This window comes from Hongsoonwoonella zoysiae (assembly GCF_013266695.1).
Lineage (GTDB): Bacteria > Pseudomonadota > Alphaproteobacteria > Rhizobiales > Stappiaceae > Hongsoonwoonella > Hongsoonwoonella zoysiae.
In genome coordinates this window covers 527334-553162 of record NZ_JABRXF010000003.1, presented here as the reverse complement: position 1 = coordinate 553162, position 25829 = coordinate 527334, and the positions used below count along the sequence as shown (strand labels likewise).

At 62.2% G+C, this 25829-nt stretch carries 26 protein-coding genes; 18 read left to right on the top strand and 8 right to left on the bottom strand.

What is annotated here, in order from left to right; translation table 11 throughout:
- Window positions 1–161 precede the first annotated feature (161 nt).
- The 5 genes from gcvT to gcvPB all read left to right on the top strand — a co-directional run bounded on the left by gcvT (window position 162) and on the right by gcvPB (window position 5185).
- Window positions 162–1310 (top strand): glycine cleavage system aminomethyltransferase GcvT, encoded by a 1149-nt coding sequence (gene gcvT / locus HPQ64_RS18975; protein WP_172890187.1) that lies wholly within the window; start codon window positions 162–164, stop codon window positions 1308–1310.
- A 66-nt stretch (window positions 1311–1376) separates the two neighbouring features.
- The gene (gene gcvH, locus HPQ64_RS18970) at window positions 1377–1748 is read left to right on the top strand and encodes a glycine cleavage system protein GcvH (RefSeq protein ID WP_172890186.1); all 372 of its coding nucleotides are present in this window, start codon (window positions 1377–1379) and stop codon (window positions 1746–1748) included.
- 4 nt (window positions 1749–1752) lie between these two features.
- Entirely contained in the window at window positions 1753–2253 is a 501-nt protein-coding gene (locus HPQ64_RS18965; RefSeq protein ID WP_172890185.1) for an OsmC family protein, read from the top strand.
- Window positions 2253–3599 carry an aminomethyl-transferring glycine dehydrogenase subunit GcvPA gene (gene gcvPA, locus HPQ64_RS18960; RefSeq protein WP_172890184.1) on the top strand — a complete coding sequence of 449 codons (1347 nt, stop codon included), beginning with the start codon at window positions 2253–2255 and terminating at the stop codon, window positions 3597–3599. The genes HPQ64_RS18965 and gcvPA overlap by 1 nt, the downstream gene beginning before the upstream one ends.
- On the top strand, window positions 3596–5185 hold the full coding sequence (gene gcvPB, locus HPQ64_RS18955) for an aminomethyl-transferring glycine dehydrogenase subunit GcvPB (RefSeq protein WP_172890183.1): 1590 nt from the start codon (window positions 3596–3598) through the stop codon (window positions 5183–5185). The genes gcvPA and gcvPB overlap by 4 nt, the downstream gene beginning before the upstream one ends.
- 189 nt (window positions 5186–5374) lie before the next feature.
- On the opposite strand, the gene HPQ64_RS18950 is transcribed toward gcvPB, so the two are convergent.
- On the bottom strand, window positions 5375–6037 hold the full coding sequence (locus HPQ64_RS18950) for a glutathione S-transferase family protein (RefSeq protein WP_172890182.1): 663 nt from the start codon (window positions 6035–6037) through the stop codon (window positions 5375–5377).
- 194 nt (window positions 6038–6231) lie between these two features.
- Here HPQ64_RS18950 and HPQ64_RS18945 point away from each other — a divergent pair, with 194 nt between their 5' ends.
- Both HPQ64_RS18945 and HPQ64_RS18940 read left to right on the top strand, forming a co-directional pair.
- Complete coding sequence (locus HPQ64_RS18945; RefSeq protein WP_246270791.1) at window positions 6232–6603, top strand: MarR family winged helix-turn-helix transcriptional regulator; 372 nt, start codon at window positions 6232–6234, stop codon at window positions 6601–6603.
- Window positions 6604–6742: 139 nt separating this feature from the next.
- Window positions 6743–7348, top strand: coding sequence for a TetR/AcrR family transcriptional regulator (locus tag HPQ64_RS18940; RefSeq protein WP_172890180.1), 606 nt, complete (start codon window positions 6743–6745; stop codon window positions 7346–7348).
- 115 nt (window positions 7349–7463) lie between these two features.
- Here the strand turns inward: HPQ64_RS18940 and HPQ64_RS18935 are convergent, their stop codons facing one another.
- On the bottom strand, window positions 7464–8600 hold the full coding sequence (locus HPQ64_RS18935) for a site-specific DNA-methyltransferase (RefSeq protein ID WP_172890179.1): 1137 nt from the start codon (window positions 8598–8600) through the stop codon (window positions 7464–7466).
- Between the two features lie 404 nt (window positions 8601–9004).
- Between HPQ64_RS18935 and HPQ64_RS18930 the strand changes: the two genes are divergently transcribed.
- Window positions 9005–10546, top strand: coding sequence for an AMP nucleosidase (locus HPQ64_RS18930; RefSeq protein ID WP_172890178.1), 1542 nt, complete (start codon window positions 9005–9007; stop codon window positions 10544–10546).
- Between the two features lie 14 nt (window positions 10547–10560).
- Here the strand turns inward: HPQ64_RS18930 and mutY are convergent, their stop codons facing one another.
- The gene (mutY, locus tag HPQ64_RS18925) at window positions 10561–11628 is read right to left on the bottom strand and encodes an A/G-specific adenine glycosylase (RefSeq protein ID WP_172890422.1); all 1068 of its coding nucleotides are present in this window, start codon (window positions 11626–11628) and stop codon (window positions 10561–10563) included.
- Window positions 11629–11792: 164 nt separating this feature from the next.
- Here mutY and HPQ64_RS18920 point away from each other — a divergent pair, with 164 nt between their 5' ends.
- Window positions 11793–12326, top strand: a complete 534-nt coding sequence (locus HPQ64_RS18920; RefSeq protein ID WP_210260370.1) for a DUF721 domain-containing protein — start codon at window positions 11793–11795, stop codon at window positions 12324–12326.
- A 3-nt stretch (window positions 12327–12329) separates the two neighbouring features.
- Here HPQ64_RS18920 and HPQ64_RS18915 read toward each other — a convergent pair whose 3' ends face one another.
- Window positions 12330–12863, bottom strand: a complete 534-nt coding sequence (locus HPQ64_RS18915) for a hypothetical protein (protein ID WP_172890177.1) — start codon at window positions 12861–12863, stop codon at window positions 12330–12332.
- Between the two features lie 295 nt (window positions 12864–13158).
- Between HPQ64_RS18915 and HPQ64_RS18910 the strand changes: the two genes are divergently transcribed.
- From HPQ64_RS18910 to HPQ64_RS18880, 7 genes are all read left to right on the top strand, one after another.
- On the top strand, window positions 13159–13797 hold the full coding sequence (locus HPQ64_RS18910) for a DsbA family protein (RefSeq protein WP_343036068.1): 639 nt from the start codon (window positions 13159–13161) through the stop codon (window positions 13795–13797).
- Between the two features lie 87 nt (window positions 13798–13884).
- On the top strand, window positions 13885–17343 hold the full coding sequence (locus HPQ64_RS18905; protein ID WP_172890176.1) for a chromosome segregation SMC family protein: 3459 nt from the start codon (window positions 13885–13887) through the stop codon (window positions 17341–17343).
- 209 nt (window positions 17344–17552) lie between these two features.
- On the top strand, window positions 17553–17915 hold the full coding sequence (locus HPQ64_RS18900) for an AtpZ/AtpI family protein (RefSeq protein WP_172890175.1): 363 nt from the start codon (window positions 17553–17555) through the stop codon (window positions 17913–17915).
- An 86-nt stretch (window positions 17916–18001) separates the two neighbouring features.
- Entirely contained in the window at window positions 18002–18760 is a 759-nt protein-coding gene (locus tag HPQ64_RS18895; RefSeq protein ID WP_172890174.1) for a F0F1 ATP synthase subunit A, read from the top strand.
- Between the two features lie 71 nt (window positions 18761–18831).
- Window positions 18832–19059 carry a F0F1 ATP synthase subunit C gene (locus HPQ64_RS18890; RefSeq protein ID WP_160776302.1) on the top strand — a complete coding sequence of 76 codons (228 nt, stop codon included), beginning with the start codon at window positions 18832–18834 and terminating at the stop codon, window positions 19057–19059.
- Between the two features lie 173 nt (window positions 19060–19232).
- Window positions 19233–19802 (top strand): F0F1 ATP synthase subunit B, encoded by a 570-nt coding sequence (locus HPQ64_RS18885; protein WP_172890173.1) that lies wholly within the window; start codon window positions 19233–19235, stop codon window positions 19800–19802.
- Window positions 19803–19811: 9 nt separating this feature from the next.
- On the top strand, window positions 19812–20291 hold the full coding sequence (locus tag HPQ64_RS18880) for a F0F1 ATP synthase subunit B (protein ID WP_172890172.1): 480 nt from the start codon (window positions 19812–19814) through the stop codon (window positions 20289–20291).
- Window positions 20292–20354: 63 nt separating this feature from the next.
- Here HPQ64_RS18880 and HPQ64_RS18875 read toward each other — a convergent pair whose 3' ends face one another.
- Both HPQ64_RS18875 and HPQ64_RS18870 read right to left on the bottom strand, forming a co-directional pair.
- Window positions 20355–21017: a ribonuclease HII gene (locus HPQ64_RS18875; protein WP_172890171.1), complete on the bottom strand. Its 663-nt coding sequence runs from the start codon at window positions 21015–21017 to the stop codon at window positions 20355–20357.
- A gap of 68 nt (window positions 21018–21085) precedes the next feature.
- Window positions 21086–22258 (bottom strand): PA0069 family radical SAM protein, encoded by a 1173-nt coding sequence (locus HPQ64_RS18870; RefSeq protein ID WP_172890170.1) that lies wholly within the window; start codon window positions 22256–22258, stop codon window positions 21086–21088.
- 154 nt (window positions 22259–22412) lie between these two features.
- Here HPQ64_RS18870 and HPQ64_RS18865 point away from each other — a divergent pair, with 154 nt between their 5' ends.
- On the top strand, window positions 22413–23027 hold the full coding sequence (locus HPQ64_RS18865) for a glycosyltransferase (protein ID WP_172890169.1): 615 nt from the start codon (window positions 22413–22415) through the stop codon (window positions 23025–23027).
- A 79-nt stretch (window positions 23028–23106) separates the two neighbouring features.
- On the opposite strand, the gene HPQ64_RS18860 is transcribed toward HPQ64_RS18865, so the two are convergent.
- Both HPQ64_RS18860 and moaB read right to left on the bottom strand, forming a co-directional pair.
- Window positions 23107–24075, bottom strand: coding sequence for an MBL fold metallo-hydrolase (locus HPQ64_RS18860; protein ID WP_172890168.1), 969 nt, complete (start codon window positions 24073–24075; stop codon window positions 23107–23109).
- 146 nt (window positions 24076–24221) lie between these two features.
- Entirely contained in the window at window positions 24222–24779 is a 558-nt protein-coding gene (moaB, locus tag HPQ64_RS18855) for a molybdenum cofactor biosynthesis protein B (protein ID WP_172890167.1), read from the bottom strand.
- Between the two features lie 125 nt (window positions 24780–24904).
- On the opposite strand from moaB, the gene HPQ64_RS18850 reads away from it, so the two are divergent.
- Window positions 24905–25552 (top strand): ceramidase domain-containing protein, encoded by a 648-nt coding sequence (locus HPQ64_RS18850; RefSeq protein ID WP_172890166.1) that lies wholly within the window; start codon window positions 24905–24907, stop codon window positions 25550–25552.
- Window positions 25553–25829 lie beyond the last annotated feature (277 nt).

Below are 25829 nucleotides of genomic sequence, written 5' to 3'. Positions count from 1 at the left end.
GAAGCCGTCAGGGACGTAGCATCCGGCGGCTCGCCGAAGGAGTAACCGCCGGGATTTCAATCCTTTAAGGCGGGAAATCTCTCAGGTTACCGGGACAGAGGGGGCACGGAAGGGCAGGGATGTCCGTTCCGTGGCGCGCCTCGAACCTGGACACCTGACGGATGGCATCCTCCGATAACGACAATCTTCTTGAAACGCCGCTTGCCGATTTACACAGGGAACTCGGCGCGCGCATGGTGCCTTTCGCGGGCTATTCCATGCCGGTGCAATACCCGAGCGGTATTCTTGCCGAACACAATCAGACGCGTAATTCGGCCGGGCTCTTCGACGTCTCGCACATGGGGCAGGCTTTCCTCGTCGGCCCGGATCACGAGACGACCGCCAAGGCGTTGGAAAAACTGGTGCCTTCGGAAATCCAGGGCCTCAAGCACGGGCGCCAGCGCTATACGGTCCTCCTCAACGAGGAGGGCGGTATAATCGACGACCTGATGGTCTCGCGCTCGGTTTCGCCGGACGACGACGGCCGCCTGTTTCTGGTCGTCAACGCCGCGCGAAAGGACGTCGATTATGAGGTTATTGCAAGGAGCCTTCCCGAAAACGTGCGCCTTGATGTGGTCGAGGACCGGGCGCTGATCGCCCTTCAGGGCCCGAAAGCCGCCGAGGTCATGGCGGCGCATGCGCCGAAGGCGGGCGATCTTGCCTTCATGGGCGCATCGTCCATGGAATTCGACGGCATCGACTGTCACGTCTCGCGCTCCGGCTACACCGGCGAGGATGGTTACGAGATTTCGGTGAAGGCGGGTGCGGCGGAAGCAATCGCCAGGGCGCTTCTCGCCGACGATCGGGTCAAGCCTATCGGGCTTGGCGCGCGCGATTCCCTGAGGCTCGAGGCGGGCCTTTGCCTTTATGGTCACGATCTGGACGAGACGACGTCGCCGGTCGAGGGGGCGATTACCTTCGTCCTGCAGAAGCGGCGCCGCGAAGCGGGTGATTTTCCAGGCGCAAACCGTATCCTTTCCGAACTTGCGGGCGGGACGAAGCGCATCCGCGTCGGGTTGAAGCTTGAAGGCCGCGCGCCGGCCCGCGAAGGAGCTGAAATCCGGAATGCGAAGGGCGAGACGGTGGGCACCGTTACCTCCGGCGGCTTCGCGCCGACGGTCGGTGCGCCGATCGCCATGGGCTACGTGACGCCGGAAGCGGCAGGCATCGGCACCGATCTTGTGCTGGTCGTTCGCGGGCGCGAACTGCCGGCAAAGGTGGTCGATATGCCGTTCGTCGAGCAGCGCTACCACCGCAAGCCGAAATCCTGACTTTCAGTTTCAAATACCGCGGACTGGCAATGGCCCGATCGCGCCTTACCATTGAAGGGAATGACGATGAGCACCTATTACAGCGAAGATCATGAATGGATCAGCGTCGACGGCGATGTAGCGACAGTCGGCATCACCGACTATGCGCAAAGCCAGCTTGGCGACGTTGTCTATGTGGAACTGCCGGAGACCGGAAAGACGCTTTCCAAGGGCGACGAAGCGGCGGTCGTGGAATCCGTCAAGGCGGCTTCGGAAGTCTATGCGCCGGTTGATGGCGAGGTCGTGGAGGCGAACGCGGCGCTGGTCGACGAACCGGCCAAGGTGAACGAGGATCCGCAAGGCGCGGCGTGGTTCATCAAGATCAAGCTTTCAAACGCCTCGCAGCTTGACGACCTGATGGACGAAGCCGGCTACAAGGCCTACGTCGACGGGCTTTGATGCGATGGCCGGGCACCTCTACAGCGCGACCGTGACATGGCGCAGGCAGGGCGATTTCGCGGAAAACAGCTATTCGCGCGGCCATGCCTGGAGTTTTGACGGCGGCATCGAGGTGCCGGCCTCGGCAAGCCCGAGCGTGGTGCCCCTTCCGGCGTCCGTCGAGGCGGCGGTCGACCCGGAAGAGGCCTTCGTGGCGGCGATATCCAGTTGCCACATGCTGTGGTTCCTCGATTTTGCGCGCCGGGACGGGTTGATCGTCGAGGCTTACGAAGACAAGGCCGAAGGCGTGATGGAGCGGGTGGCGCGCGGGAAACTGGCGGTCACCAGGGTCACGCTCAAGCCTTTGATCACCTTCGCGGGGCCGGAACTGCCTGGTGCCGACCGGCTAAAAGAATTGCATCACAAGGCGCATGAAGCCTGTTTCATCGCCAATTCAGTGACGAGCGAGATCGTGGTCGCCGAAGTGGCGCCTCAACTCGCCAGAACTCCGACAGGGAGCCCGTAATGCGGTATCTTCCGCTTTCAGATAACGATCGCGCCAGCATGCTCGAGCGCGTCGGCGTCAAATCGGTCGACGAGATATTTTCCGATATTCCGGAAAAGGCCCGTATCGAGGGCCTTCTGGACCTGCCCCGCCGCTCGGGCGAAATGGCGGTGGAGCGCGATCTTTCCAGGCTTTCGGCGAAGAACGTGAGCGCATCCTCCGTGCCGTTCTTCGTTGGGGCGGGTGCCTACAAGCACCATGTGCCGGCAACGGTCGATCACCTGATCCAGCGCTCGGAATTCCTGACCTCCTACACGCCGTATCAGCCGGAAATCACGCAAGGCACGCTGCAATATCTCTTCGAGTTCCAGACCCAGGTCGCGGAACTGACGGGCATGGATGTGGCGAACGCCTCCATGTACGACGGCTCGACGGGAACCGCGGAAGCCGTGCTGATGGCCCACCGGGTGACAAGGCGCAAGAAGGCGGTGCTTTCCGGCGGCCTTCATCCGCAGTACCGCGCCGTCGTCGAGGGTTTGTCGGACATGGCAAACGACGAGGTCGTCAGCCTTCCCGCCGACCCGAACGGCACCGAAGACATTCTGGCCCGGATCGACAAGGAAACCTCCTGCGTCGTCGTGCAGTCGCCGTCTTTCTATGGCCAGTTGATCGACCTGAAACCCATCGCCGAAAAGGCGCATGAGAACGGCGCGCTGCTGATCGCCGTTTTCACCGAGGTCGTCTCTCTTGGCCTGATCGAGCCGCCGGGCGCGCAAGGGGCCGATATCGTGGTGGGCGAGGGTCAGTCGATCGGCAATCCGCTGACCTTCGGCGGACCTTACGTCGGGCTTTTCGCAACGAAGCAGAAGTACATCCGCCAGATGCCGGGCAGGCTTTGCGGCGAGACGGTCGATGCGGAAGGAAAGCGAGGCTTCGTGCTGACGCTTTCAACGCGCGAGCAGCACATCCGCCGCGACAAGGCGACCTCCAACATCTGCACCAACTCGGGCCTTTGCTGCCTGGCGTTCACGATCCACATGACGCTTCTGGGCGGCAAGGGGCTCAGCCAGCTTGCCCGGATCAACCACACCAACGCGGTGAAGCTGAAGAAAGCGCTTTCCGCCGTACCGGGCGTGGAGGTGATCAACAAGGCATTCTTCAACGAGTTCACCGTGAAGCTGCCCAAACCTGCGGCGGAGGTCACGGAAGCGCTGGTCGCCAGGGGCGTGCTGGGCGGTGTGCCGGTTTCGCGCCTGGAGCCGGGCAAGAAGGATCTCGAAAACCTCCTCGTCGTCGCCTCCACCGAGGTCAACACGGATGAGGACCGCGCCGAATTCGCGAAAGCCCTCAAGGAGGTGCTGGCATGAGCATGAACACGCAAGGCCGTCCGACCTCCGCCGGAGACGCGGGCGAGGCGGCGCACAAGACCTTTACGGGCAACAAGGGACTGGCGATGGAAGAGCCGCTGATCTTCGAGATCGGCCATCAGAACATCACCGGTGTCGACCTTGACGAGCCGGAAGACTTCGAGGCCGAGCTTGGCGGTCACGCGCGGCAAGAGCGGATCGACCTGCCGGCGCTGACTGAGCCAGAGGCGATGCGCCACTACGTGCGTCTGTCGACAAAGAATTATGCAATCGATTCAGGACTATATCCGCTCGGCTCCTGCACCATGAAGCACAATCCGCGCCTTAATGAAAAGGCCGCGCGGATGCCGGGTTTCGCCGATATCCATCCGCTGCAGCCGCTTTCAACCGTGTCCGGCGCGGTCGATCTGATGGACGAGCTCAGCCACTGGCTGATGACCATGACCGGCATGAGCGCGGTGGCGCTGAGCCCCAAGGCCGGCGCCCATGGCGAGCTTTGCGGGATGATGGCGATCAAGGCGGCGCATCGCGCCAACGGCCGCGACCCCAAGGTGGTGCTGGTGCCGGAATCCGCCCATGGCACGAACCCGGCGACCGCGGCCCTTCTCGGCTACAAGGTCGTGGCGGTGAAGGCGCGCGATGACGGTACGGTGGACACCGACGAGGTGAAGGCGAAAATTGCCGAGAACGAAGGCAATGTCGCCGGCATCATGCTGACGAACCCGAACACCTGCGGCATTTTCGAGCGCGACATCATCGAGATCGCCGAGGCGATTCACGCTGCGGACGCATACTTTTATTGCGACGGCGCGAATTTCAACGCCATCGTCGGCAAGGCAAAGCCGGGAGACCTTGGCGTCGATGCCATGCACATCAACCTGCACAAGACCTTTTCGACGCCGCATGGCGGCGGCGGACCGGGCTCCGGCCCCGTCGTGCTGTCCGACCGGCTTGCGCCCTACGCGCCACTGCCGTTCTTGCGGAAGGGCAAGGATGGCGTGGAACTGGTGGAAACCACTGAAGGCGTTGCGGAAGGCGAGATGCCTTTCGGCCGGATGACGGCGTTCCACGGCCAGATGGGCATGTTCGTGCGTGCGCTTGCCTATATGAAGAGCCATGGTTCGGACGGGTTGAAGCAGGCTTCCGAAGATGCCGTCTTGAATGCGAACTATGTTCGTGTCGGCCTGGAAGACCTGATGAGCCTTCCTTTCGGGTCGCGCTGGTGCATGCATGAAGTCTTGTTCGACGACAGCTTCCTGAAGGACACGGGTGTTTCCACGCTCGACTTCGCCAAGGCGATGATCGACGAGGGATATCACCCGATGACCATGTATTTCCCGCTGGTGGTCCATGGCGCGATGCTGATCGAGCCGACGGAATCGGAAAGCCGGGCCTCGCTCGACCTGTTTGTGGCGACGCTCCGCGATCTCGTCATGAGCGCGAAAAAGGGCGAAACCGAGCGGTTTTCCGGCGCGCCTTACCTTGCGCCGCGCCGCAGGCTGGACGAGACGCAGGCCGCAAGAAAGCCGGTTCTCAAATGGGAGCGGCCTTCGGCCACCGAGGTGCAGCCAGCCGCCGCCCAATAAGGTGAAAAAAGAGACCAAAAAGGTTCAAACAAGGGTTATTTCGTAGCCTGAGAAAGTCTCGGTGTCGCCACCGGGGCTTTTTTCTTGTCCGGTGCGCGACGGGGATAACCGGCAGACGAAAAACCCGGCTCGAGGACTTATCCCCGGCCGGGCATTCCGATTTAAGGTCTCACGTGCTTTCGGCGGCGGTCAGGCTGCGAGCTTCGCGATATGGCTGTTGCGCTTTTGCAGGAAGGTGCGCAGCAATGCAGGATACTCCGTGCTGACAGCCTCCTTGACCGACTGGCGCTCGGAGAGGGCCTTGCGCCAGCGGGCGACCTTCTCAAGTCCGGTCAGCACGCCGAAGTCGCCGATCTGGTCGAAAACGTCGAAATAGCGGAAGATCGGGCCGAAGACCGCATCGACCAGCGTGAAGGTCTCGCCGGCGAAAAACGGCCCTTCGCCAAGGTCGGCCTCCAGACGCTCGAAACGCTGGCGCAATTCCTTCGCCTTCGCCCCGAAAGCGGCTTCGTCCGGCGCGTTGTAAAGCCCGCCGATACCGTTCAGGATGTTGGAGCCCATTTCCATATAGGCGCGGTGCTGCGCGCGCTTCACCGGATCGACCGGATGCAGCGGGTTCTGGTAAACATCTTCAAGGTATTCGACGATTGCGGCGGACTCGAACAAGGATTCATCGCCGACTTTCAGCACAGGCACCTTGCCAAGCGGCGAGATTTTCTGGAACCATTCCGGCTTGTTGGAAAGGTCGATATAGATGCGTTCGAAAGGAACGCCTTTTTCGGTAAGCGCAATCGCCGCTCGCTGGACGTAAGGGCAAAGCGTGTGGCTGACCAGGACAGGAACCTCAGACATCATGATTTTCCCAGTTTGTTGCAATTACACCAAATATCATGCATCTGCATCGAAAAATCAAGATTGATGCGGTAGGAATGATTTGATAGCGACGACACATGCGCGAAGATGCCTTAACGTCAAAAAATACCGAACTCGCCTGGGTCAACCTTGTTCGGGCGGCGGAACTTGTCCGGGCGAATATTGAAAAGTCATTGAAAGAACACGATTTTCCTCCGCTTGCCTGGTACGATGTGCTGTTGGAGCTGGACCGGGAGGAGAGCGGGCAACTGAGGCCCCTGGAAATCGAGAAACGCATTCTCATGGCGCAGTACAATATGTCGCGCCTGATAGACCGGATGGAAAAGGCGGGATATGTGAAGCGCGACATCTGCGCCCAGGACGGACGCGGCATCGTCGTCCGCCTGACGGGGCGGGGCCGGAAAATCCGGGAAAAGATGTGGCCCGTATATGCCGAGGCGATGCAGCGCGAAATCGGCGAAAAACTGACGGACAAGGAAGCCGAAGCGCTGGCGGCCACCCTGGCCAAGCTGCTGCCTGCGAGACGGGTAGGCGGAGGCGATTAATTGCGTACGTCATTATAAACCGGTAACCGGCGTTAAGCCTCCTGCGCCACGGAAAAATGAGATACAATCCGGTCCGGGAAATGGTCCAGACCCCAAGCCCCAAGCAAAATGACGCCTAAGCACCAAGTGAGGGAGCGTCATGCTGGCAGACCGGGGGCCGTTGAGCCGCGCCGACTGGGTTCTCGCCGGATTACAGGCGCTGGCGAGAGGGGGGCCGAATGCGGTCCGAGTGGAGGCGATCGCGCGCGGCATCAGGGTCTCCAAGGGATCTTTCTACTGGCATTTCAAGGATGCGGCAGAACTCAAGTTCATGATGCGCGAAGTCTGGCGCATCGACGCGGGCGAAGGCGTCATCAGGCGTGTGGAGGAGGCAAGCGGCTCCGCCTACGAGCGGCTGCAGACCTGGGCTGGGCTTGCCGGCAACGCGGCGATCGTTGGGGATTTCCACGGCCTCAAGCTGGAACCCGCGGTCCGCGAATGGGCACGCTACGACCATGCAGTCGCGGATATGCTGAGGGGCGTCGACGAAAAGCGGCTGAGATATCTGAGCCAACTGTTCGCGCAGGCCGGAAACACGGATAATCCTTATGAAAACGCATCGATATTCTATGCTGCCGGAATCGGCCTCGATCCCCTGTCCGAAAGCGGGCTCGCCGATGTCGCCATGCCGCTTTACGCGCTTCTCGACGCATTGCTGAGTGCTAGCCGGCCGCTGGGGAGAGCACCGGCCATGCGGGGAGCGTAAGGCCGCGAGCCAGGTCCATGGCTGCGCCAGACCAAGAAAAACCCCGGGCGGCGAACCGTCCGGGGTTTTGCTTCGGCCTGAGGCGCGAAGCTGTTGAACCGCGGGGAGCGCGAGTTCACCGGCTGCCTTGGCGCAGTCCGGAGCGGATGATCTGGCGAAGACCGTCGACAGGCGCAAGGATGCCGTCCTGCTCGATGTGCCAGAAAGTCCAGCCGTTGCAGGCGCTCTGCCCCTGGACGAGGGCGCCTACCTTGTGAATGGAACCATTGTGCTCACCGGAGACGAGCGAGCCGTCCGCACGCACCGTCGCCCTGTGGCGCCCGCGCGCGCAGGTGAGCCTGTCGCCCGGCCTGATGAGGCCCGCTTCAAGAAGGTTTCCAAAGGGAACGCGCGGTTCGGCTCGCTTGCCGCGGGAAACCTCCAGCACGTCGTCATTGGCTGGCGTCAGGCCGTCGATGCGCTTTTCGGCCGCATCGATATAGTCCTGCTCGCGCTCCACGCCGACGAAATGGCGCCCGAGCTTGCGCGCGACAGCCCCTGTCGTGCCCGTTCCGAAGAAAGGATCGAGCACCACATCGCCCGGGTTCGTGGAGGAAAGCAGCACGCGGTAAAGCAGCGATTCCGGCTTTTGCGTCGGATGCACTTTCTGGCCCGCGTCGTCCTTCAGCCGTTCGGAACCGGTGCAAAGCGGCAGGTTCCAGTCCGAACGCATCTGAAGATCATCGTTGAAGGTCTTCAGAGCCTCGTAGTTGAAGGTATATTTCGCATCCTTTTTCGGCACGGCCCAGATCAACGTTTCATGTGCGTTGGTGAACCGTTTGCCGCGAAAGTTCGGCATCGGGTTCGACTTCAGCCAGACAACGTCGTTCAGGATCCAGAAGCCGAGATCCTGAAGGATCGCGCCGACGCGGAAAATATTGTGATAGGAGCCGATGACCCAAAGCGAGCCATCCGGCTTGAGAACCCGCTTTACCGCAAGAAGCCACGCCCTTGTGAAAGCGTCATAGGCCTCGAAGCTTGCGAATTGGTCCCAGTGATCGTCGCAGGCGTCGACCTGCGAATGATCAGGGCGGAGAAGATTTCCGCCGAGCTGCAGATTGTAGGGAGGATCGGCGAAGACCGCATCGACGGAATGCTTCGGCAGCTTCTCGAGCGCTGCCACGCAATCGCCCTTGATGATCGTGTCGAGCCAGTCCGGCCTGTCGGATGAATGGGGTGCCGCAACCGGCACCCCTTTACGCTGTACATTCATTGCGACGCATAACCTCACGCAATTACGAAGGCCATGGTTACCGGAGTTGGTAAATCGCAGGTTAAGCGTCGAATCTAATTATTCGTTCTAAATCAATGGTTTGTTTACCAAGATAAGACGCGCCGTCGCGTCTGCTTCGCTTCGTTAACGGGGGTGCTGTCCTTGCCGGGCCGGCTTCGGGCCCTCAACGCCTTGGCCCGACTCGCGTTTTCCCGCTTTCCGGAATTCGCGCTCTTGCATTTCGCAACACGCGGGCGGGCAAGCCGTTAATCTTAAGAAAAATAAAGGGTTCCTTGGTTCCGTCGAAATTTTCTGCGATAAAAAAATTCTCACGTTACGAAAATAATTTTAGACCGCCTGCACGGGCCTTGACGATTTCACGAATGGCGGGAAGCCTGACAGGAATGAAAAAGGATGCGCATTACGTGACAAAAACCGATTCCACCAGGACGACAACCGACAAGCCTGCCGTCCATACGCCCGAGCACGCCGCACATGAGGGTTTTCGCGATGCGCGAAGTGCGGTCCGCAGGCTTACCGGGCTTTTCGAGCGTAATACGGCCTTCCTGCGCGATTGCTTCGATGCGCTTTCAAGGAACGAGCTTCCGCCGGGCAGGGTGCGGGCCACCTATCCGGAGGTCAGACTTTCAACGAGCACGCATGGGCGGCTCGACAGCCGGCTTTCCTACGGGTTCGTGTCCGGCCCGGGCGTTTTTTCGACAACGATCACAAGGCCCGATCTTTTTGCCGACTATCTTGAAGAGCAGATATCGCTCCTGATCAAGAACCACGACATTGCCGTTGAAATCGGCGAAAGCCGGACGCCGATCCCGCTGCATTTCGCCTTTTATGACGGCCGCCACGTGGAAAGCGCCGTGATGGGCCGCCTCGACCGCCCGCTTGCCGATCTGTTCGATCTGCCGGACCTTTCCGTCATGGACGATGCGATCGTCAACGGTACCTTCGAGACGGCGCCGGGGCAGGCGCATCCGCTGGCCCCCTTCACCGCGCCGCGCGTCGACTATTCGCTGCACCGCCTGCAGCATTACACGGCGACGGCGGCGGAGCATTTCCAGAACTTCGTGATCTTCACGAACTATCAGTTTTATATGGATGAATTCTGCCGGCTGGCGCGCGAACTCCTGGCCGATCCGGAAAGCGGCTACACGGCGTTCGTGGAACCTGGAGACCTGATTACCCATCCCGGCGAGCAGGGGGGCGGAGAAGGGGGGGAAGGCGAGGGGCTTTCACGCATGCCGCAGATGCCCGCCTACCACCTGAAGCGGGACGACCATTCGGGCATCACCATGGTCAACATCGGCGTCGGCCCGTCGAACGCCAAGACGATAACCGATCATATCGCGGTGCTGCGCCCGCACGCCTGGCTGATGCTCGGCCATTGCGCGGGCCTGCGCAACAGCCAGACGCTTGGCGACTATGTGCTTGCGCATGGATATGTGCGCGAGGACCACGTGCTGGATGCGGATTTGCCCAAGTGGGTGCCGATCCCGCCTCTCGCCGAAGTGCAGGTGGCGCTGGAACAGGCGGTGACGGAGGTTACCGGCTACCAGGGCTACGAACTGAAGCGCGTGATGCGCACGGGAACGGTGGCCTCCATCGACAACCGGAACTGGGAACTGCGCGACCACCGCGAACCGGTGCAGCGGTTTTCGCAGTCGCGCGCCATCGCGCTCGACATGGAATCGGCAACGATAGCAGCGAACGGCTTCCGCTTCCGGGTGCCTTACGGAACGCTGCTCTGTGTTTCCGACAAGCCGCTGCACGGCGAACTGAAGCTGCCCGGCATGGCGAGCGACTTCTACAAGAAGCAGGTTGCCCAGCATCTGGAAATCGGCATTTGCGCGATGGAGAAGCTGCGCGCCATGCCGCGCGAGCGCCTGCATTCGCGCAAACTCAGAAGCTTTGCGGAAACGGCGTTCCAGTAGAGCTGCAGCGGCGATCAGATCGTCTTGCCGAGGCCTGCGGCGACGGCCTTCTTCATGACGGTGGGCAGGGCTTCGCCGGAAACCTGATTCGAGGGCGACCACCAGTGGCCATCGGGTGGCGGCATGCCGGCCGGGGCGTCCGCGCGCCAGACCGTCATCTCAAGGTGGAAATGCGTGAAGGTATGGCGCACGGGAGCGCCCGATTTCCGCCACTCAAGAGCCAGCGGAGGATCGAGCGGACGGTCGGTGACGGCATCGACCGTCCATTCGCTCGTCGGCGGCTCGCTCATCCCGCCCAGCAGCCCGCGCGGCGGACGGCGGCGCAAAAGCACTGCGCCATCCTCGCGAACGGCGACGAAGGCCATGCCGCGCCGGGTGGGCTTTTCAGCCTTTGCCGCCTTGCGGGGCAGCGTTTCGGCAATGCCCTTGCTGCGCCCGGCGCAAGCGTCCATCCACGGACAGAGCGCGCAAGCGGGCCTTCGCGGGGTGCAGATGGTTGCGCCGAGGTCCATCATGGCTTGCGCGAAATCGCCGGGCCTGTCCTGCGGCATCAAGCCCGCCATACGGTCGCGGATCTGCGGCTTGGCGTCGGGTAACGGCGTTTCCATCGCCTCAAGGCGCGTGATCACGCGCTCGATATTGCCATCGACGACGGCGGCCGGACGGTCGAAAGCGATCGCCGCGATCGCGGCCGCCGTGTAAGGCCCGATGCCGGGAAGCGCCCTCAGCCCTTCCTCCGTTTCGGGAAAGCGCCCGCCATGGTCGCGGGCAACGGTTTCGGCGCATTTCTTGAGGTTTCGTGCACGCGAATAATAACCAAGGCCGGCCCAGGCCTTCATGACGTCCTCTTCATGCGCGCCAGCGAGATCTACCACCTTCGGCCATCGCTCGAGGAAGGCCGCGTAATAGGATTTGACGGCGGCGACCGTTGTCTGCTGCAGCATCACCTCCGACAGCCACACGTGATAGGGATCCGGCGCGACGCCGAGCGCGCGATCTTGCGGCGGGACGCGCCAGGGAAGTGCGCGGGCGTGACGGTCGTACCAGGCGAGGAGGGCGGAAGGAACTGCGGTAATCACCATGACGGCAACGAGAATTGGCCGGGAAACGAAGATTTCAAGAGGTTTCACACAGGTTGTTCTTGTTTCGCAGAAAAACTCGTGCGAATCGGGCTGAAATTTTGTGGACAATACTGCTTCGGGTTACAATTCAACGGGTCCGAAGACCGGTCGAAGAAAGAACGGCGATGGCTATGGGCGTTTCCAATCCGAACAGCGCAGCCAATGCAAGGCGCCTGACGAGTGCGCGCCCGCTTGGCGAGCTGATCTCGCGCCCGATCTCAAATGCGGTGAAGAAACGCGGATTCGCGACCGCCGATCTTCTGTCCGACTGGCCGGATATCGTCGGCGAGCGCTATGCGGCCCGCGTCCAGCCGGCACGGCTCAACTGGCCGCGAGCGACGGGCGCAGACGGCGAAAATGCGCCGGATCCCGCGACGCTCACCGTGCACACCGACGGTGCGACGGCCCTTTTCCTCAGTCATGAGCTTCCTACACTTATCGACCGCATCAACGCCTATTTCGGCTGGTCGGCGGTGGGGCGCATCAAGATCGTCCAGCGCCCGGTCGTCGCGAAAAAGAAAGCGGGCCCCGCGCCACTGCGGGAGTTGACGCGCGATGAGGAAAACGAGCTTTCGAAAAAAGTGTCCGAGGTGACCGCGCCGCATCTGCGCCGTGCGCTGGAGCGGCTGGGACGCGCCGTGATCGCGAAAAACCGCTGATCCTTATCTGCTGAGCACGATATCCGCGCCTGACGGCGTGTAGCCCGTCAGAAGGTCCGGCCTGTCGACGAAAAGGGTTGCGACCTCGACGCCGCTCGCGTCCAGGAGGCGCAAGGTATCGCCACTTGCCGTCCAGGCACTTGCGTTGGCCACCGAAGACGCGCCGCAGCCCGAAGCCGAGACGGGCGCGCCGGCGGCACCTGGATGTCCGAACCGAAGACCGCAGCCGGAAAACGACACCACGCGCCAGTACCCTCTAGTAAGTTCGCCGAGGTCGACACCTGCGAGGGCAGGCCGATAAGAGGCCTCGGTTACAGGCTGAGCCGAGGTGGCGAGGGATGGGGCCAAAGTCGCGGTCGTTTCCGGCACGAGCGAGAAAGGGCCCGAAGCAGGCAACTGGCTCCCGTCCTGATGCGCGGCAACGGCGGGCTCTGCCTGCGGTGCGGAGGCGAGATAAGCCGGCGGCCGGCTTCCGGAGCCCGACTGGCAGGCGGCGAGAGCCAGACATGAAACGACGAGAACGTGGGTGCGGACCATCATTCCTCCGGTTGCAGGATTACAGCGCCACGTGAGTAGCGCCGTGTTAAGAGTTTTGAAAGGACCGGACCGGTCGTTCCCCGCGGAAAAGATTCGTTTTGCACCAAAAGTTGCGTGACTGCTTTATTCACTGCAGCGTGATCCGGCACCGCAGCTCACCTCTCATTGATGCCACAATTCGCCTCTCCCGTTGACGCGAGAGCAATTGGGCCTACACATTCGCTCAGCCCGCACGAACAGAGTGCTGAAACGAAATCCGGCGGCAGTAGCCGCGCAGCGCATAGGAAGACGCAAGGTGACTTTGAACAGACGACAATTCCTGGACCGTTCCGCCCGCGTGATGCTGGCCACGGGACTTACGCTCGGCGCCGTTCCGGCACTCGCGCAAAGCGTCGACGTGGAAAAGCTGATGGAGGCGGGCCCGCTGCCCGAGATGACGCTGGGCGATGAGAACGCGCCGGTGACGATGGTGGAATATGCCTCGATGACCTGCGGGCACTGCGCGAACTTCCACAAGAACACTTATCCGCATCTGAAAAGCGAATATATCGAGCAGGGCAAGGTGCGCTTCCTGTTCCGCGAATTCCCGCTCGATCCGGTTGCCACGGCCGCCTTCATGATTGCGCGCTGCGCGTCGGAGGATAAGTATTTCGACGTGGTGGACACCATGTTCGCCGAACAACGCAAATGGGCTTTCACCAACGATCCTTACAATTCACTGTTGAATTTCGCCAAGCAAATCGGATTTACACAGGAAAACTTCGATGGCTGCTTGCAGAATCAGGAACTTCTCGACGCAATAAACAAGATAAAGAATCGCGCCTCAAGCGAGTTCGGGGTGAGTTCTACGCCGACCTTCTTCGTCAACGGCGAGAAGGTGAATGGAGCGATCACGGTTGAGCAGCTGGACGAAGAGCTGGCAAAGCATCTGTGACCGGCGCGCGGTGCGGGCGGGCGGCGGTGCGCCCGCGCCTTTACTCCGGCCCGCGAAGGGCGAGATGACCGGCGGGAGACTCCGGTCATGAAGTTCAACAAGCTGCGCGTTCTCGGTTTCAAGTCCTTCGTCGAACCGATGGAATTCGTCATCGGCGCAGGGCTGACCGGAGTCGTCGGCCCGAACGGCTGCGGCAAGTCCAACCTCGTCGAGGCCCTGCGCTGGGTCATGGGCGAGAATTCCTACAAGAACATGCGCGCGTCCGGCATGGACGACGTGATCTTTTCCGGAAGCCTGAACCGGCCTGCGCGAAACACGGCCGAGGTAACCCTCTTCCTCGATAACGGCGGGCGGACAGCGCCTTCGGGCTTCAACGACGCCGACCTTCTGGAGGTCACGCGCCGGATCGAGCGCGAATCGGGATCGGCATACAAGATCAACGGCAAAGACGTGCGCGCCCGCGACGTACAGCTTCTCTTCGCCGACGCTTCGACGGGTGCACGCTCGCCGGCGCTTGTGCGCCAGGGCCAGATTGGCGAACTGATCGCGGCGAAGCCGACCTCGCGACGCATGATCCTGGAAGAGGCGGCGGGCATATCCGGCCTGCATTCGCGCCGTCACGAGGCGGAACTGCGCCTGAAAGCCGCCGAACAGAACCTTGAGCGGCTGGAGGATGTTCTCGTCCAGATCGACCAGCAGCTCGACGGGCTGAAGCGGCAGGCGCGCCAGGCAAGCCGCTACCGCAATCTTTCCTCCGAAATCCGCCAGACGGAAGCGACGCTGCTTTACCTGCGCTGGCTCGAAGGCAAGGCGCAACTGGAAGCAGCCGAGGCGGAAGCGCAAAGCGCCGCGCAAGAGATGGCGACGGCGACGGCGACGCAGGCCGAAGCCGCCAAACACCAGGCGATAGCCCAGCACAAGATGCCGGAACTGCGCGATGCCGCCGCGAAGGCGGGGGCGGTGTTGCAGCGCCTCATCATCGCGCGCAACGAGCTTGATTCCGAAGAACGACGCGTGCGCGAAAAGCTGTCGGATCTCTCCGCACGCCTGCAGCAGCTTGCCGGCGATATCGAGCGCGAGGAGCGCATGATCGCCGAAAACGGCGAACACCTGGAGCTGCTCACCCAGGAGGAAGAAGAACTCCGCCTTGAAAACGAAGCGGAAGCCGAACGTGCGGAAGAGGCGCGGACGCGCGTTGAAGCCGCGACGGAAAGGGTCAGCGCTCTTGAGACGAAGCTTGGCGAATTGACGCAAGAGCAGGCGCGCGTCGACGCCCGCCGCCGGGAGCTTGAGCGCCTCGTCCAGGACGCGAAGGCGCGGGCCGACCGACTGTCGCGACAGATGGCGGAGACGGAAGAGGAACTGACGACCGTCACGCAGAAGATCGCGGACGAAGAAGGCCCGGCGATGCGCCGCGAGGAGCTGGAACTGGCCGAAGCCGAACTCGTCGCAGGTGAGGAAGCTGTGGCCGAGGCCGAAGAGACGACGCGCAACGCTCGCGAGGCGCTTGAGGCGGCGCGGGCTCCGCTTTCCGACGCTGAAGGCAAGCTGTCGCGGCTGGAGACGGAAGCGGCCACGCTTGCGAAAGTCCTTAACGTGGAGGCGCCGGGCGACTGGGAGCCTGTTGTCGAGGCAATCAAGGTCGCGCCCGGTTTCGAGGCCGCGCTTGGTGCGGCCCTTGGCGAGGACCTGGATGCGCCGGTCGATGACCGGGCGTCGGTACATTGGGCCGGTTTCGGCGACATGGCGGGCGACCCAGCATTGCCCGAAGGGGCCGTGCCGCTGTCGCATGAAGTCGACGCGCCGGCGGCGCTGCACAGGCGGCTTGCGCAGATCGGCATTGTCGACGCGGACCGCGGGCGCGTTCTGCAAAAGCTTCTGAAGCCCGGTCAGCGGCTCGTCAGCCGCGACGGCGATCTCTGGCGCTGGGACGGCTTCACGATCGCTGCCGATGCGCCCACGCCGGCCGCACAACGCCTGCAGCAGAAAAACCGGCTTGCGGCGCTGGAGGACGAAATCGAAACCGCGCGCAGCGAGGTGGAGGCGCGGCAGGAAGCGCTTCAGGCCGCTTTCGACGCTGTGCGCCGGGCCGGCGATTACGAGCAGGCTTCGCGCGGGCGGCTGAAGGAAAGCCAGCGAAAGGCGATGTTTGCCCGCGAGGCGCTGGCGGAAGCCGAGCGTGCGCTGACGCAGCTTTCGTCACGCCAGGAAACCCTGCGCGATACGGTGCAGCGGCTGGAGGGGGAAATCGCCGAAGCGCGCGAGCGGATGCTCGATGCGGAATCGGATGCCGCCGATCTGCCTGAAGTAAGCGGTCTTGCCGAGGCGATAACCGACCTTCGCACCACGCTTGCCGACGCGCGTGCGCAACTGGCTGAGGCGCGCGCTGGCGCCGAAGGCCTTGCCCGCGAACGGCAGATGCGCGATCGCAGGCTTGAGGCCATTGCCCGTGAACGGGCCAACTGGGCGAACCGCGTCGCCAACGCGCAATCCCAGATCGAGGTGCTGCGCGGGCGGCGCGAAGAGGCGGAGGAGGAGCGGCAGACACTTGCCGAGGCTCCGGAGGATATCGACCTGAAGCGCCGCGAACTCTTGAACCGGATTTCGACAGCCGAAGAAGAGCGCAAGAAGGCCGACGATACGCTTGTTTCGGCGGAAGCGCAGCTTGCCGAACTCGATCGCGGCGCGAAAGCGACGCTTGAGGCGCTGTCGGGTGCGCGTGAGCGCAAGATCCGGACCGAGGAACGGCTGGAGGCGGCCCGCGCCCGCAAGGCGGAGATCGAGGAGCGGATCGACGAGGCACTGGAGGTTCCGGTGTCGGCGCTGCCCGAACTTGCCGGGCTGAAGGAAGGCGCGCCGCTGCCGCAGCATGAGGCGATGGAGCGCAAGCTGGAGCGGCTGAAGGGCGAACGCGAGCGCCTTGGCGGGGTGAACCTGCGTGCTGAGGAGGAAATGCGCGAGATCGACGAGCAGCGCACGACGCTTGGCCGCGAGCGTGACGACCTGATCGAAGCCATCAAACGGCTGCGCAACGGCATTTCGAACCTGAACCGGGAAGCGCGAGAGCGCCTTCTGAAGGCGTTCGCACAGGTGAACGATCATTTCCAACGCCTTTTTGCCCACCTTTTCGGCGGCGGCACGGCCGAACTTCAGCTTGTCGACGCAGACGACCCGCTGGAGGCGGGACTTGAGATCATCGCCCGGCCGCCGGGCAAGAAGCCGCAGACGATGACGCTTCTTTCCGGCGGAGAGCAGGCGCTGACCGCCATGGCGCTGATCTTCGCGGTCTTCCTGACGAACCCCGCGCCGATTTGCGTGCTCGACGAGGTGGACGCCCCGCTCGACGACGCCAATGTAGAGCGTTACTGCGACCTGCTGGACGAAATGACGCGCAACACCGACACGCGGTTCGTGGTGATTACCCACAATCCGATAACGATGGCGCGAATGAACCGCCTGTTCGGAGTAACGATGGCAGAACGCGGCGTATCGCAGCTCGTTTCCGTCGACCTTGAGACAGCCGAAAGCTTCCTTGAGGCCGTTTGACAACGATTCCTCGTCGGAAGTTTTCGGTGGATGCTTTCGAAGCGCCCTGGCAACAGCCTTTGCCTAAAGTTGAATTTTCAATAATTTCAGTATGTTAACCGATGCTTGTGCCGCCTTGACAGGCTATAGGGTGCCGACTATGGTGCGCCCGGCTTTCAGGGGCTTCACCCAACGCCGATTTCCAGCCGGAAACGACGGGGATCCAGATCATGTCTCCAGGGAACGCGGGCAAGGAAAACGGCGAGGGAAAACCTCGGGAAGCAGACCTGTCCGAACGGATGGACCGGCTTAGCCGATCGCTCGATGCGAAGCGCCAGGCGGAAGAAAAACGCCACGGCCGCAAGCGCGAGGGTGACGCCAAAGGGATTGCGCAGGCCCTGAGGCTGTCGACGGAATTCGTCGCCGGCGTATTGGTGGGAGGCGGAATCGGCTGGTTGATCGACAGCGGTCTGGGAACGTCGCCCTGGGGGTTGATCGTGTTCCTTCTGCTGGGGTTCGTCGCGGGCGTGGTGAACGTCCTGAGATCGGCCGGGCTCGTGGCCGACCCTCACGACCGGAGCCGGCGCGACTAGCCGTTTTGGGCGAAATCGACGTGCATTATGAACCATTCGGGGCGCGAAGCCTGACATGATCGAGACAAAGAAGAGGGGCTGAGCCGGTGGCGCAAGATCCGATCCATCAGTTCCAGATCAGCAAGATCATCCCGATCGAGGTGGGTAGCCTCGATCTTTCCTTCACCAATTCGGCGCTCTTCATGGTGGCGACCGTCGCCGTTACCTCGCTCTTTCTGATCATGGGCACCAGCGGTCGCGGCCTTGTGCCCTCCCGCTGGCAGTCGATGGTGGAGATGAGCTACGAGTTCGTGGCAAGTACCTTGCGAAGTTCTGCGGGAAACGAGGGAATGCGGTTCTTCCCCTTCGTTTTCTCCCTTTTCATGTTCGTGCTGATCGCCAACCTGCTTGGCATGTTCCCGTATTTCTTTACGGTGACGAGCCACATCATCGTGACCTTCGCGCTGGCCATGCTCGTGATCAGCACGGTGGTGGTCTACGGCTTCGCCAAGCACGGGACCAAGTTCCTCGGCCTGTTCGTACCGCACGGCGTACCCGGCGCGCTCATTCCCCTCGTGACGCTGATCGAGGTGATCTCCTTCCTTTCGCGTCCGATCAGCCTTTCGGTGCGTCTGTTCGCCAACATGCTTGCCGGACATATCACGCTGAAAGTCTTTACGGGCTTCGTCGTCTCGCTTCTGGCGAGCGAGAGCCTCGGTCTTTTCGGCCCGGTGACCTCGATCCTGCCGCTCATCATGGGTGTGGCGCTCACGGGTCTGGAATTCCTGGTCGCTTTCCTGCAGGCCTACGTCTTCACGGTGCTGACCTGCATGTACCTCAACGACGCTCTTCATCCGAGCCACTGAGGACAAACTGACGGCCCCGCAAGCCGTGGGGCCGATATCACGTCGCTGCAATCTTACAAGGAGCAAACGTCATGGAAGCTGAAGCAGCAAAGTTGATCGGTGCCGGCATCGCCTGCCTCGGCATGGGTGGCGCAGCCATCGGCCTCGGCAGCATTTTCGGCAACTACCTCTCGGGCGCCCTGCGCAATCCGTCCGCCGCTGATGGCCAGTTCGGCCGCCTGATCTTCGGCTTCGCCGTTACCGAAGCTCTCGGCATCTTCTCGCTGCTGGTGGCTCTCCTCCTCCTCTTCGCCGTCTGATTTTCCAGACGGACGACAGCGACGCAGATCGGGCCGGGCGGCGGGGCGAGACCCCGACGCCCGGTTCCCGCGCCATCCGGCGATAGACCGGGGATGAATTGCCAGGACGCATTGTCCGATCCTCAGGATGCAATGTCCGGCGGCGTCACTGAAACAGGGCAAGGATGAAGGGTATGGCGACGACACAGGCCGCATCAGAAACGACCGGCGAACACGCCGCCGGCACCGAGGTGCCCAGCGACGCCCATGCGACCGGAGGGTTCCCGCCGTTCAACAGCGAGACCTTCGCTTCGCAGATCTTGTGGCTCGCGATCACTTTCGGGCTTCTCTACTGGATCATGAACAAGGTTGCCCTGCCGCGCATCGCGGGCATCCTTGAGGACCGGCGCGACCGTATCGCGGGCGATCTTGCGGAGGCGAACCGCCTCAAGCAGGAAGGCGATGCAGCCGTGGCCGCCTACGAGCAGGCGCTGGCCGAGGCGCGCAACCGGGCGCATGGTATTGCACACGACACGCGCGAAAAGCTGAAGGCCGAAACCGAGGCCCGCCGCAACGAAGCCGAGGAAGGGCTTTCCAAAAAGCTCGCCGAAGCCGAGGCAAGGATCGGCGAGATCAAGACCGAGGCCCTTTCGCACGTCAGCGAAATCGCGACCGACACCGCAACGGCGCTCGTGGAATCGCTCATCGGCAAGGCGCCGACGAAGACAGAGCTTTCCAAGGCCGTCGACGGCGCGATGAAATAGGAGAGCACGATGGACGCGACATTCTGGGCGCTGATCGCGCTGATCCTGTTTATCGCTCTGCTTTATTACCTGAAGGTGCCGGGCAAGGTCGGCGCTTCGCTCGACAAGCGTGCGGAGACGATTTCCAACGAACTTGAAGAGGCGCGCAAGCTGCGCGAGGAAGCCCAGGGGCTTCTGGCAGAGTACCAGCGTAAGCGCCGCGAGGCGGAAGAGGAAGCCGAGGCGATCGTCGCCGAAGCGAAACTCGAGGCCGAACGCATGACGAGCGAGGCCAATGAGGCGCTGCAGGAAATGATCGAGCGGCGGACCAAGGCGGCCGAGCGCAAGATCGAGCAGGCGGAGGGCCAGGCGGTGGCGGAAGTGCGCGCACGCGCGGCCGATATCGCCGTCGCAGCCGCCCGCAAGATCCTGGAAGGCAAGGTTTCCGGCAAGATCGCCGACGACCTGATGAAAAAGAGCATCGAGGAAGTCAAGGGCCGGCTGAACTAACCGGCACGGAGACTTTCGAAACAGATGAGCGGCCCCGGTTTCGGGGCCGTTTTCATTTGCGCTTCAATCCGTGGCTTCCAGGGTCTCGCGAACCGGGCGAAAGCTTTTGCGGTGATGGGCGCAGGGGCCGAGGCGGGAAAGCGCGGCCGCGTGTTCAGCGGTTCCATACCCCTTGTGGGCTGCAAAGCCGTAACCGGGCGCAAGCGCATCGAGGCGCACCATGAGCCTATCGCGCGCGACCTTGGCGACGATGGAGGCAGCGGCAACGGCAAGCAACCTGCCATCGCCCTTGATGACGGCCTGGGAAGGCGCGGTGAGCGCCGGCGGTGTGTCCTTGCCGTCGATGAGGCAGGCTTGAGGTGCGCGCTGGAGGCCGGCGGCGGCTCGTGTCATCGCCCAGAGCGTTGCCGCCCGGATGTTCATGGCGTCGATCCGCGACGGCGAGGCATAGGCAATGGAAACATCCGCCGTGGCGCAGATCTCTTCAAACAAGGCTTCGCGGCGGGCCTCGGTCAATTTCTTTGAATCGTCAAGCCCTTCCGGAAGGCGCGTGTAATCCAGGATTACGGCGGCAGTGACGACAGGGCCCGCCCAGGGACCGCGTCCGGCCTCGTCGATACCCGCCAGGCGATTCGCAAAACGGGCCGCGATCTCCGCTTCCCACTCGGGAGAAAGCGCTTCCGGCAGATCGAGAGACAGGGGGGCGACGAGCGCAAAATCCAGCATGATGGAATTCTGGCGCGAACTTGCACCGCATCTCAAGCCGCGGAAACGGATCTTCCCCCGCTAATCGATCAGAACAGGGCGAGCTGGACGCCTCCCTTTTGCGGGGCGATGAAGGCTTCGGCATTGAGCTTGAGCCGGCGTCGGTTCAGCCCAAGGCGCTTGGCCGCAAGCGTGAAGCGCCGGCCGAGATGCTGCGCGTATGGTCCTTGTCCCCGGAAGCGCTTGCCCCATTCGGCGTCGTAATCCTTGCCGCCGCGCATGGAGCGTAACAGGTTCATCACATGCCTGTAGCGGTCGGGCCGGTTCCTCAGGAGCCAGTCGCGAAAAAGGGGGCTTACCTCTTGCGGCAGGCGCAGAAGGATATAACCGGCTTCGCTCGCACCGGCCTCCTGGGCGGCCGTCAGGATCGCCTCCATCTCGCTGTCGGTGAGCGCGGGTACGACAGGTGCGACCATCACGGATGTGGGGATGCCGGCTTCCGACAGCGCCTTGATTGCCGAAAGGCGCTTTTCGGGCGTGGAGGCGCGCGGCTCCATCGTCCTGGCGAGCTTGCGGTCGAGCGTGGTGACCGATAGCGCGACCTTGACCAGCCCGCGCTCGGCCATCCTTGAGAGAATGTCGATATCGCGGGTGACGAGCGCCGATTTCGTGACGATGCCGACCGGGTGATTGCAGCGGTCGAGAACATCGAGGATTTCCCGCATGATCTTCCACTGCCGCTCTATCGGCTGATAGGGGTCGGTATTGGTGCCGATCGCGATGGTGCGGGGGCTGTAGCCGGGTTTGGAAAGCTCGCGCTCCAGAAGTTCGGCCGCGTTCGGCTTGGCGAAGAGGCGCGATTCGAAGTCAAGGCCAGGAGACAGGCCCATGTAGGCGTGGGTCGGGCGGGCGAAACAATAAACGCAGCCGTGCTCGCAACCGCGATACGGGTTTATCGACCGGTCGAAGGAGATGTCCGGCGATTCGTTGCGGGTGATGATCGTGCGCGCACGCTCTTCCTGCACTTCCGTCTTGAAGGGCGGCAGATCCTCGATCGATTCCCATCCGTCGTCGAAAATCTCCCGCGATTCGCGCTCGAACCGGCCCGGCATATTGAGCCCGGCGCCGCGCCCGCGTCGACGGTCGGCATGGATTGCCGGCGGTTGTTGGTCCGCCACTTCGAAATCGATGCAGGTGTCCGGGTCGAACGCCGGATCCTCGTGCAAGACGCGGGCTACGGTGCTGGTCGATGCGTGTCGCATGATCGGGACTCAACAAAAGAACATAAAGGGAACATATACCAGGCGACTAGCCCCCCGCAAGCGAATGATGGAAGTAACGACGGAAACACCCCCCGAGTTCGAGGCAACATCGAGCAAACTCGCCAAGCCGGGAGAATGCCGGTAAAAAGGGCCCATGCTGAGCGTCATCATTCCGACACTGAACAATGAACGCGTGCTGGTGCGTTCGCTCGCGGCTCTTGTTCCGGCGGCGACGGAAGGCTTCGTCAGGCAGGTTGTCGTGGTGGATCGGGGATCGCGGGACGACACGGAAAAGGTCGCCGATGTGGCGGGCGCGGATTATGTCCGGGCGGATGGGAGCCTTGGCGCCTGCCTTGCTGCCGGTGCGAATGAGGCGACGCGCGGCGACTGGCTTTTGTTCCTGAACCCGGGAAGCGTGCCGCAACCGGGCTGGGGCGAGGAATTGCGAATCTTCACCGAGCGGGCAAGGCGTAACGGGCGGAACGACATGGCGGCGGTGCTGAGCCTGACACTCGACGACTACGGATGGCGTGCGCGCTTCAAGGAGTGGCGGGCTGCGGTGAACAGCCGCTTGCTAGCAGCGCCCTTTTGCGAACAGCCGCTCGTCATCTCGAGGGAATTCTACCACACGCTCGGCGGGCATAGTGACAGCGCGACGGCCCCGCAAAGGGAATTCGCGAAGCGGATCGGCCGCAGGCGGCTCGTTCTCCTGCGCGCGGCGGTGGCGACGCCTTCCAGGCCGGATGAGGCCGAGGCGCAAGCCGCCTGACCTTCCAAAGCGGTTTCTCAAAAGAAAAACCCCGGAGCGGGCAGCTCCGGGGTTTTCGGTTTGTAACGAGCCTGAACGGTCAGACCGAGAACTGGTAACTCGCCGGCACCCAGCGGTAGCCGCCGCCATTGGTCGAGATGTAACCGATGGCCGGGAAGGGCATATGATATCCCGTGATGGCGAGCCGCTCGGCGGCTGCCATGTCGAACACGCGCTTGCGGGTTGCCGCCGCCTTTTCCTTGTCCATGTCGAAGCGCACATGCCAGTCCGGCCGCTGGATGGAGGCGACGAAGTGATTGGCGACATCGCCCCAGATCAGAAGGCGTTGACCTTCGCTTTCGATATGGAAAGACATGTGCCCCGGCGTGTGGCCGGATGTGTCGATACCGTGGATGCCGGAGACGACCTCACCTTCCTCGCCGAGGAAGGTCATTCTTTCGGCGAGCGGAACGACATTCGAGCGCACGAGCTTGGCAACACCTTCCGTGCCGCCGGAAAGCCGCTCGTCCGCAGACCAGAAATCATATTCGGCCTGGCCGGTGACATAACGGGCGTTGGCGAAAGTCGGGCTGCCGTTCGTCATCAGGCCGCCGATGTGATCGGGGTGCATGTGGGTAATCACCACGATGTCGATCTGGTCGGTCGAGTAGCCGGCTGCCTCGATCTGCTGAGGCAGGGTGCCCGCGTCGCCGCCAAGCCCCGTATCGAACAGGACGAGTTGGCTGCCCGCGTTGACGAGAACCGGCGCGAATCCGATCACCATCTTGTCAGTCGGAAGGTAGTTTTCCTTCGCTAGCTCCGCGACGGCTTCCGCACTCTGATCCTGACCGAAGATCGGGTGCGGGCCGTCAACGCCGCGCTCGGCGTCCAGCATCGTCGTCACCTCGAAGGCGCCGAGCTTGATACGGCGGAAACGCGGTTGCGCCACGCCGAGAAGCGGGGCTTCCGCCTTCGCCGGCGTTGCGCCCTTGAGAACGAATGGCGCAGCAACCGCGGCGCCGGCTACCGAAGAAAGGGCCGCGCGGCGGCTAAGCTTGAAATCGGTCATAATTCATGGATCTCCCGGTTTTGAAGGGTGTGCAACCCGTTCGAGGGTAGGGTTGCCGCACGGTACGTAAAGCGCGACTCACGATAGAGTGAGCGACACCCCATCCCTTCCGGTAGATACAGGTATCCGGCGTTTTCGGATCAGTTTTAGGCTTCGCGAAGCTTGCCGCGTTTCAGGTGCTCGTCGAGGCGCGGCATGATTTCCACGAAATTGCAGGGCATGTGACGGTAGTCGAGCTGGTATTTCAGGATACCGTCCCAAGCGTCCTTACAGGCGCCGGTGGAGCCCGGCAGCACGAAAATATAGGTCGCCTTCGCGACGCCGCCTGTCGCGCGGGACTGGATCGTGGAGGTGCCGATCTTGTCGTAGGAAATGCGGTGGAAGGCGTAGGAAAAGCCGTCCATGCGCTTTTCGAACAGCGGCTCGACAGCTTCCGGCGTTACATCGCGCCCGGTGAAGCCCGTGCCGCCGGTGGTGATGACGACGTCGACCTGCGGCGAGTCGATCCATTCGCGCACGGCCTTTCGAATTTCTTCGACATCGTCCTTGACGATCTCGCGGCCCGCGAGCTTGTGGCCCGCCTCTTCTATGCGCGCGGCCAGGGTGGCCCCGCTCTTGTCCTCGTCAAGCGAGCGCGTGTCGGAAACCGTCAACACGGCGATGCGCATGGGTATGAAGGGGCGGCTTTCATCGATACGGTTCATGGTTCTCTCCGCTGGATGAAAAAGATGTATTCGTTATTTCGGAGAGATTGAAGTGGGGCGATCGTCACAGCCTCGTATCGGCGCATTGTCGTTTTCGAATTTGATTTGACCATGGGAGGAGGCGAATGGACTGGTTCAGGCAGATCGACATCTATTGCGAACGCATGGATGCAAGCTTCTGGGCCGAGCCGCTGAACGCGGTCACCAACGCGGCTTTCCTGATCGCGGCCGGCCTGATCGCCCTGTCGCTTTCAAAGGCGAAGCCTGTCGATATTCCGGCATGGATCCTGACGGCGCTTGTCGCGGTAATCGGCATCGGCTCGTTCCTGTTTCACACGCTTGCCACCCGCTGGGCGCTTCTGGCGGACGTGTTGCCGATCTCGATCTTCATCTACGTCTATCTTTTTCTGAGCCTGCGCCGATTTTTGGGGTTCCGGATCGTTTCCGCCATCGCCGTCGTAATCGGCTTCGGCCTGGTCTCGTACTGGTGGGGCGAGCCTTTGAATGCGGCCTTCGGCTCCACCGGCAGCTATGTGCCGGCTTTCCTTGCGATGGTCGTTACGGGCTTCGCGATGCTCGGGAAAAAGGCGGGGATCGCGCTCGGTCTTTTCGCGGCAGCCACCGTCTTCGCCGTGTCCATGTCGTTCAGGATGCTGGATGCGCCCGTCTGCGCGGAATTTCCCCAAGGCACGCATTTCGTGTGGCACATCCTGAACGCGACGACGCTCTTCATTCTGCTGAGGGTTTTTGTCGGAGCGCGGACGCAGGCGTGAGGGGCGCGCGCCGAATTGCAGTTAGGGTGCAATGGCCAATGTTCGCATCGCACGCCTCGAGTGGAAATCTTTCAAAAGTCATCTGAAATACTGACTAAACGCCCAGTTACTCGCCCCCTATTGCCCGGAAAAACCAGAAGCAAAAAAGTGCCCACGATACCTGCACTGCCCAAAGCCAGGTTGGTCCGGCTTGAAAGCCGAAATACGCTCCAGAAGAAATCCAGAATTTCCAATATTTTTAATGTTTTTCTCTATATTCTTTCATGCTATCCGAGTA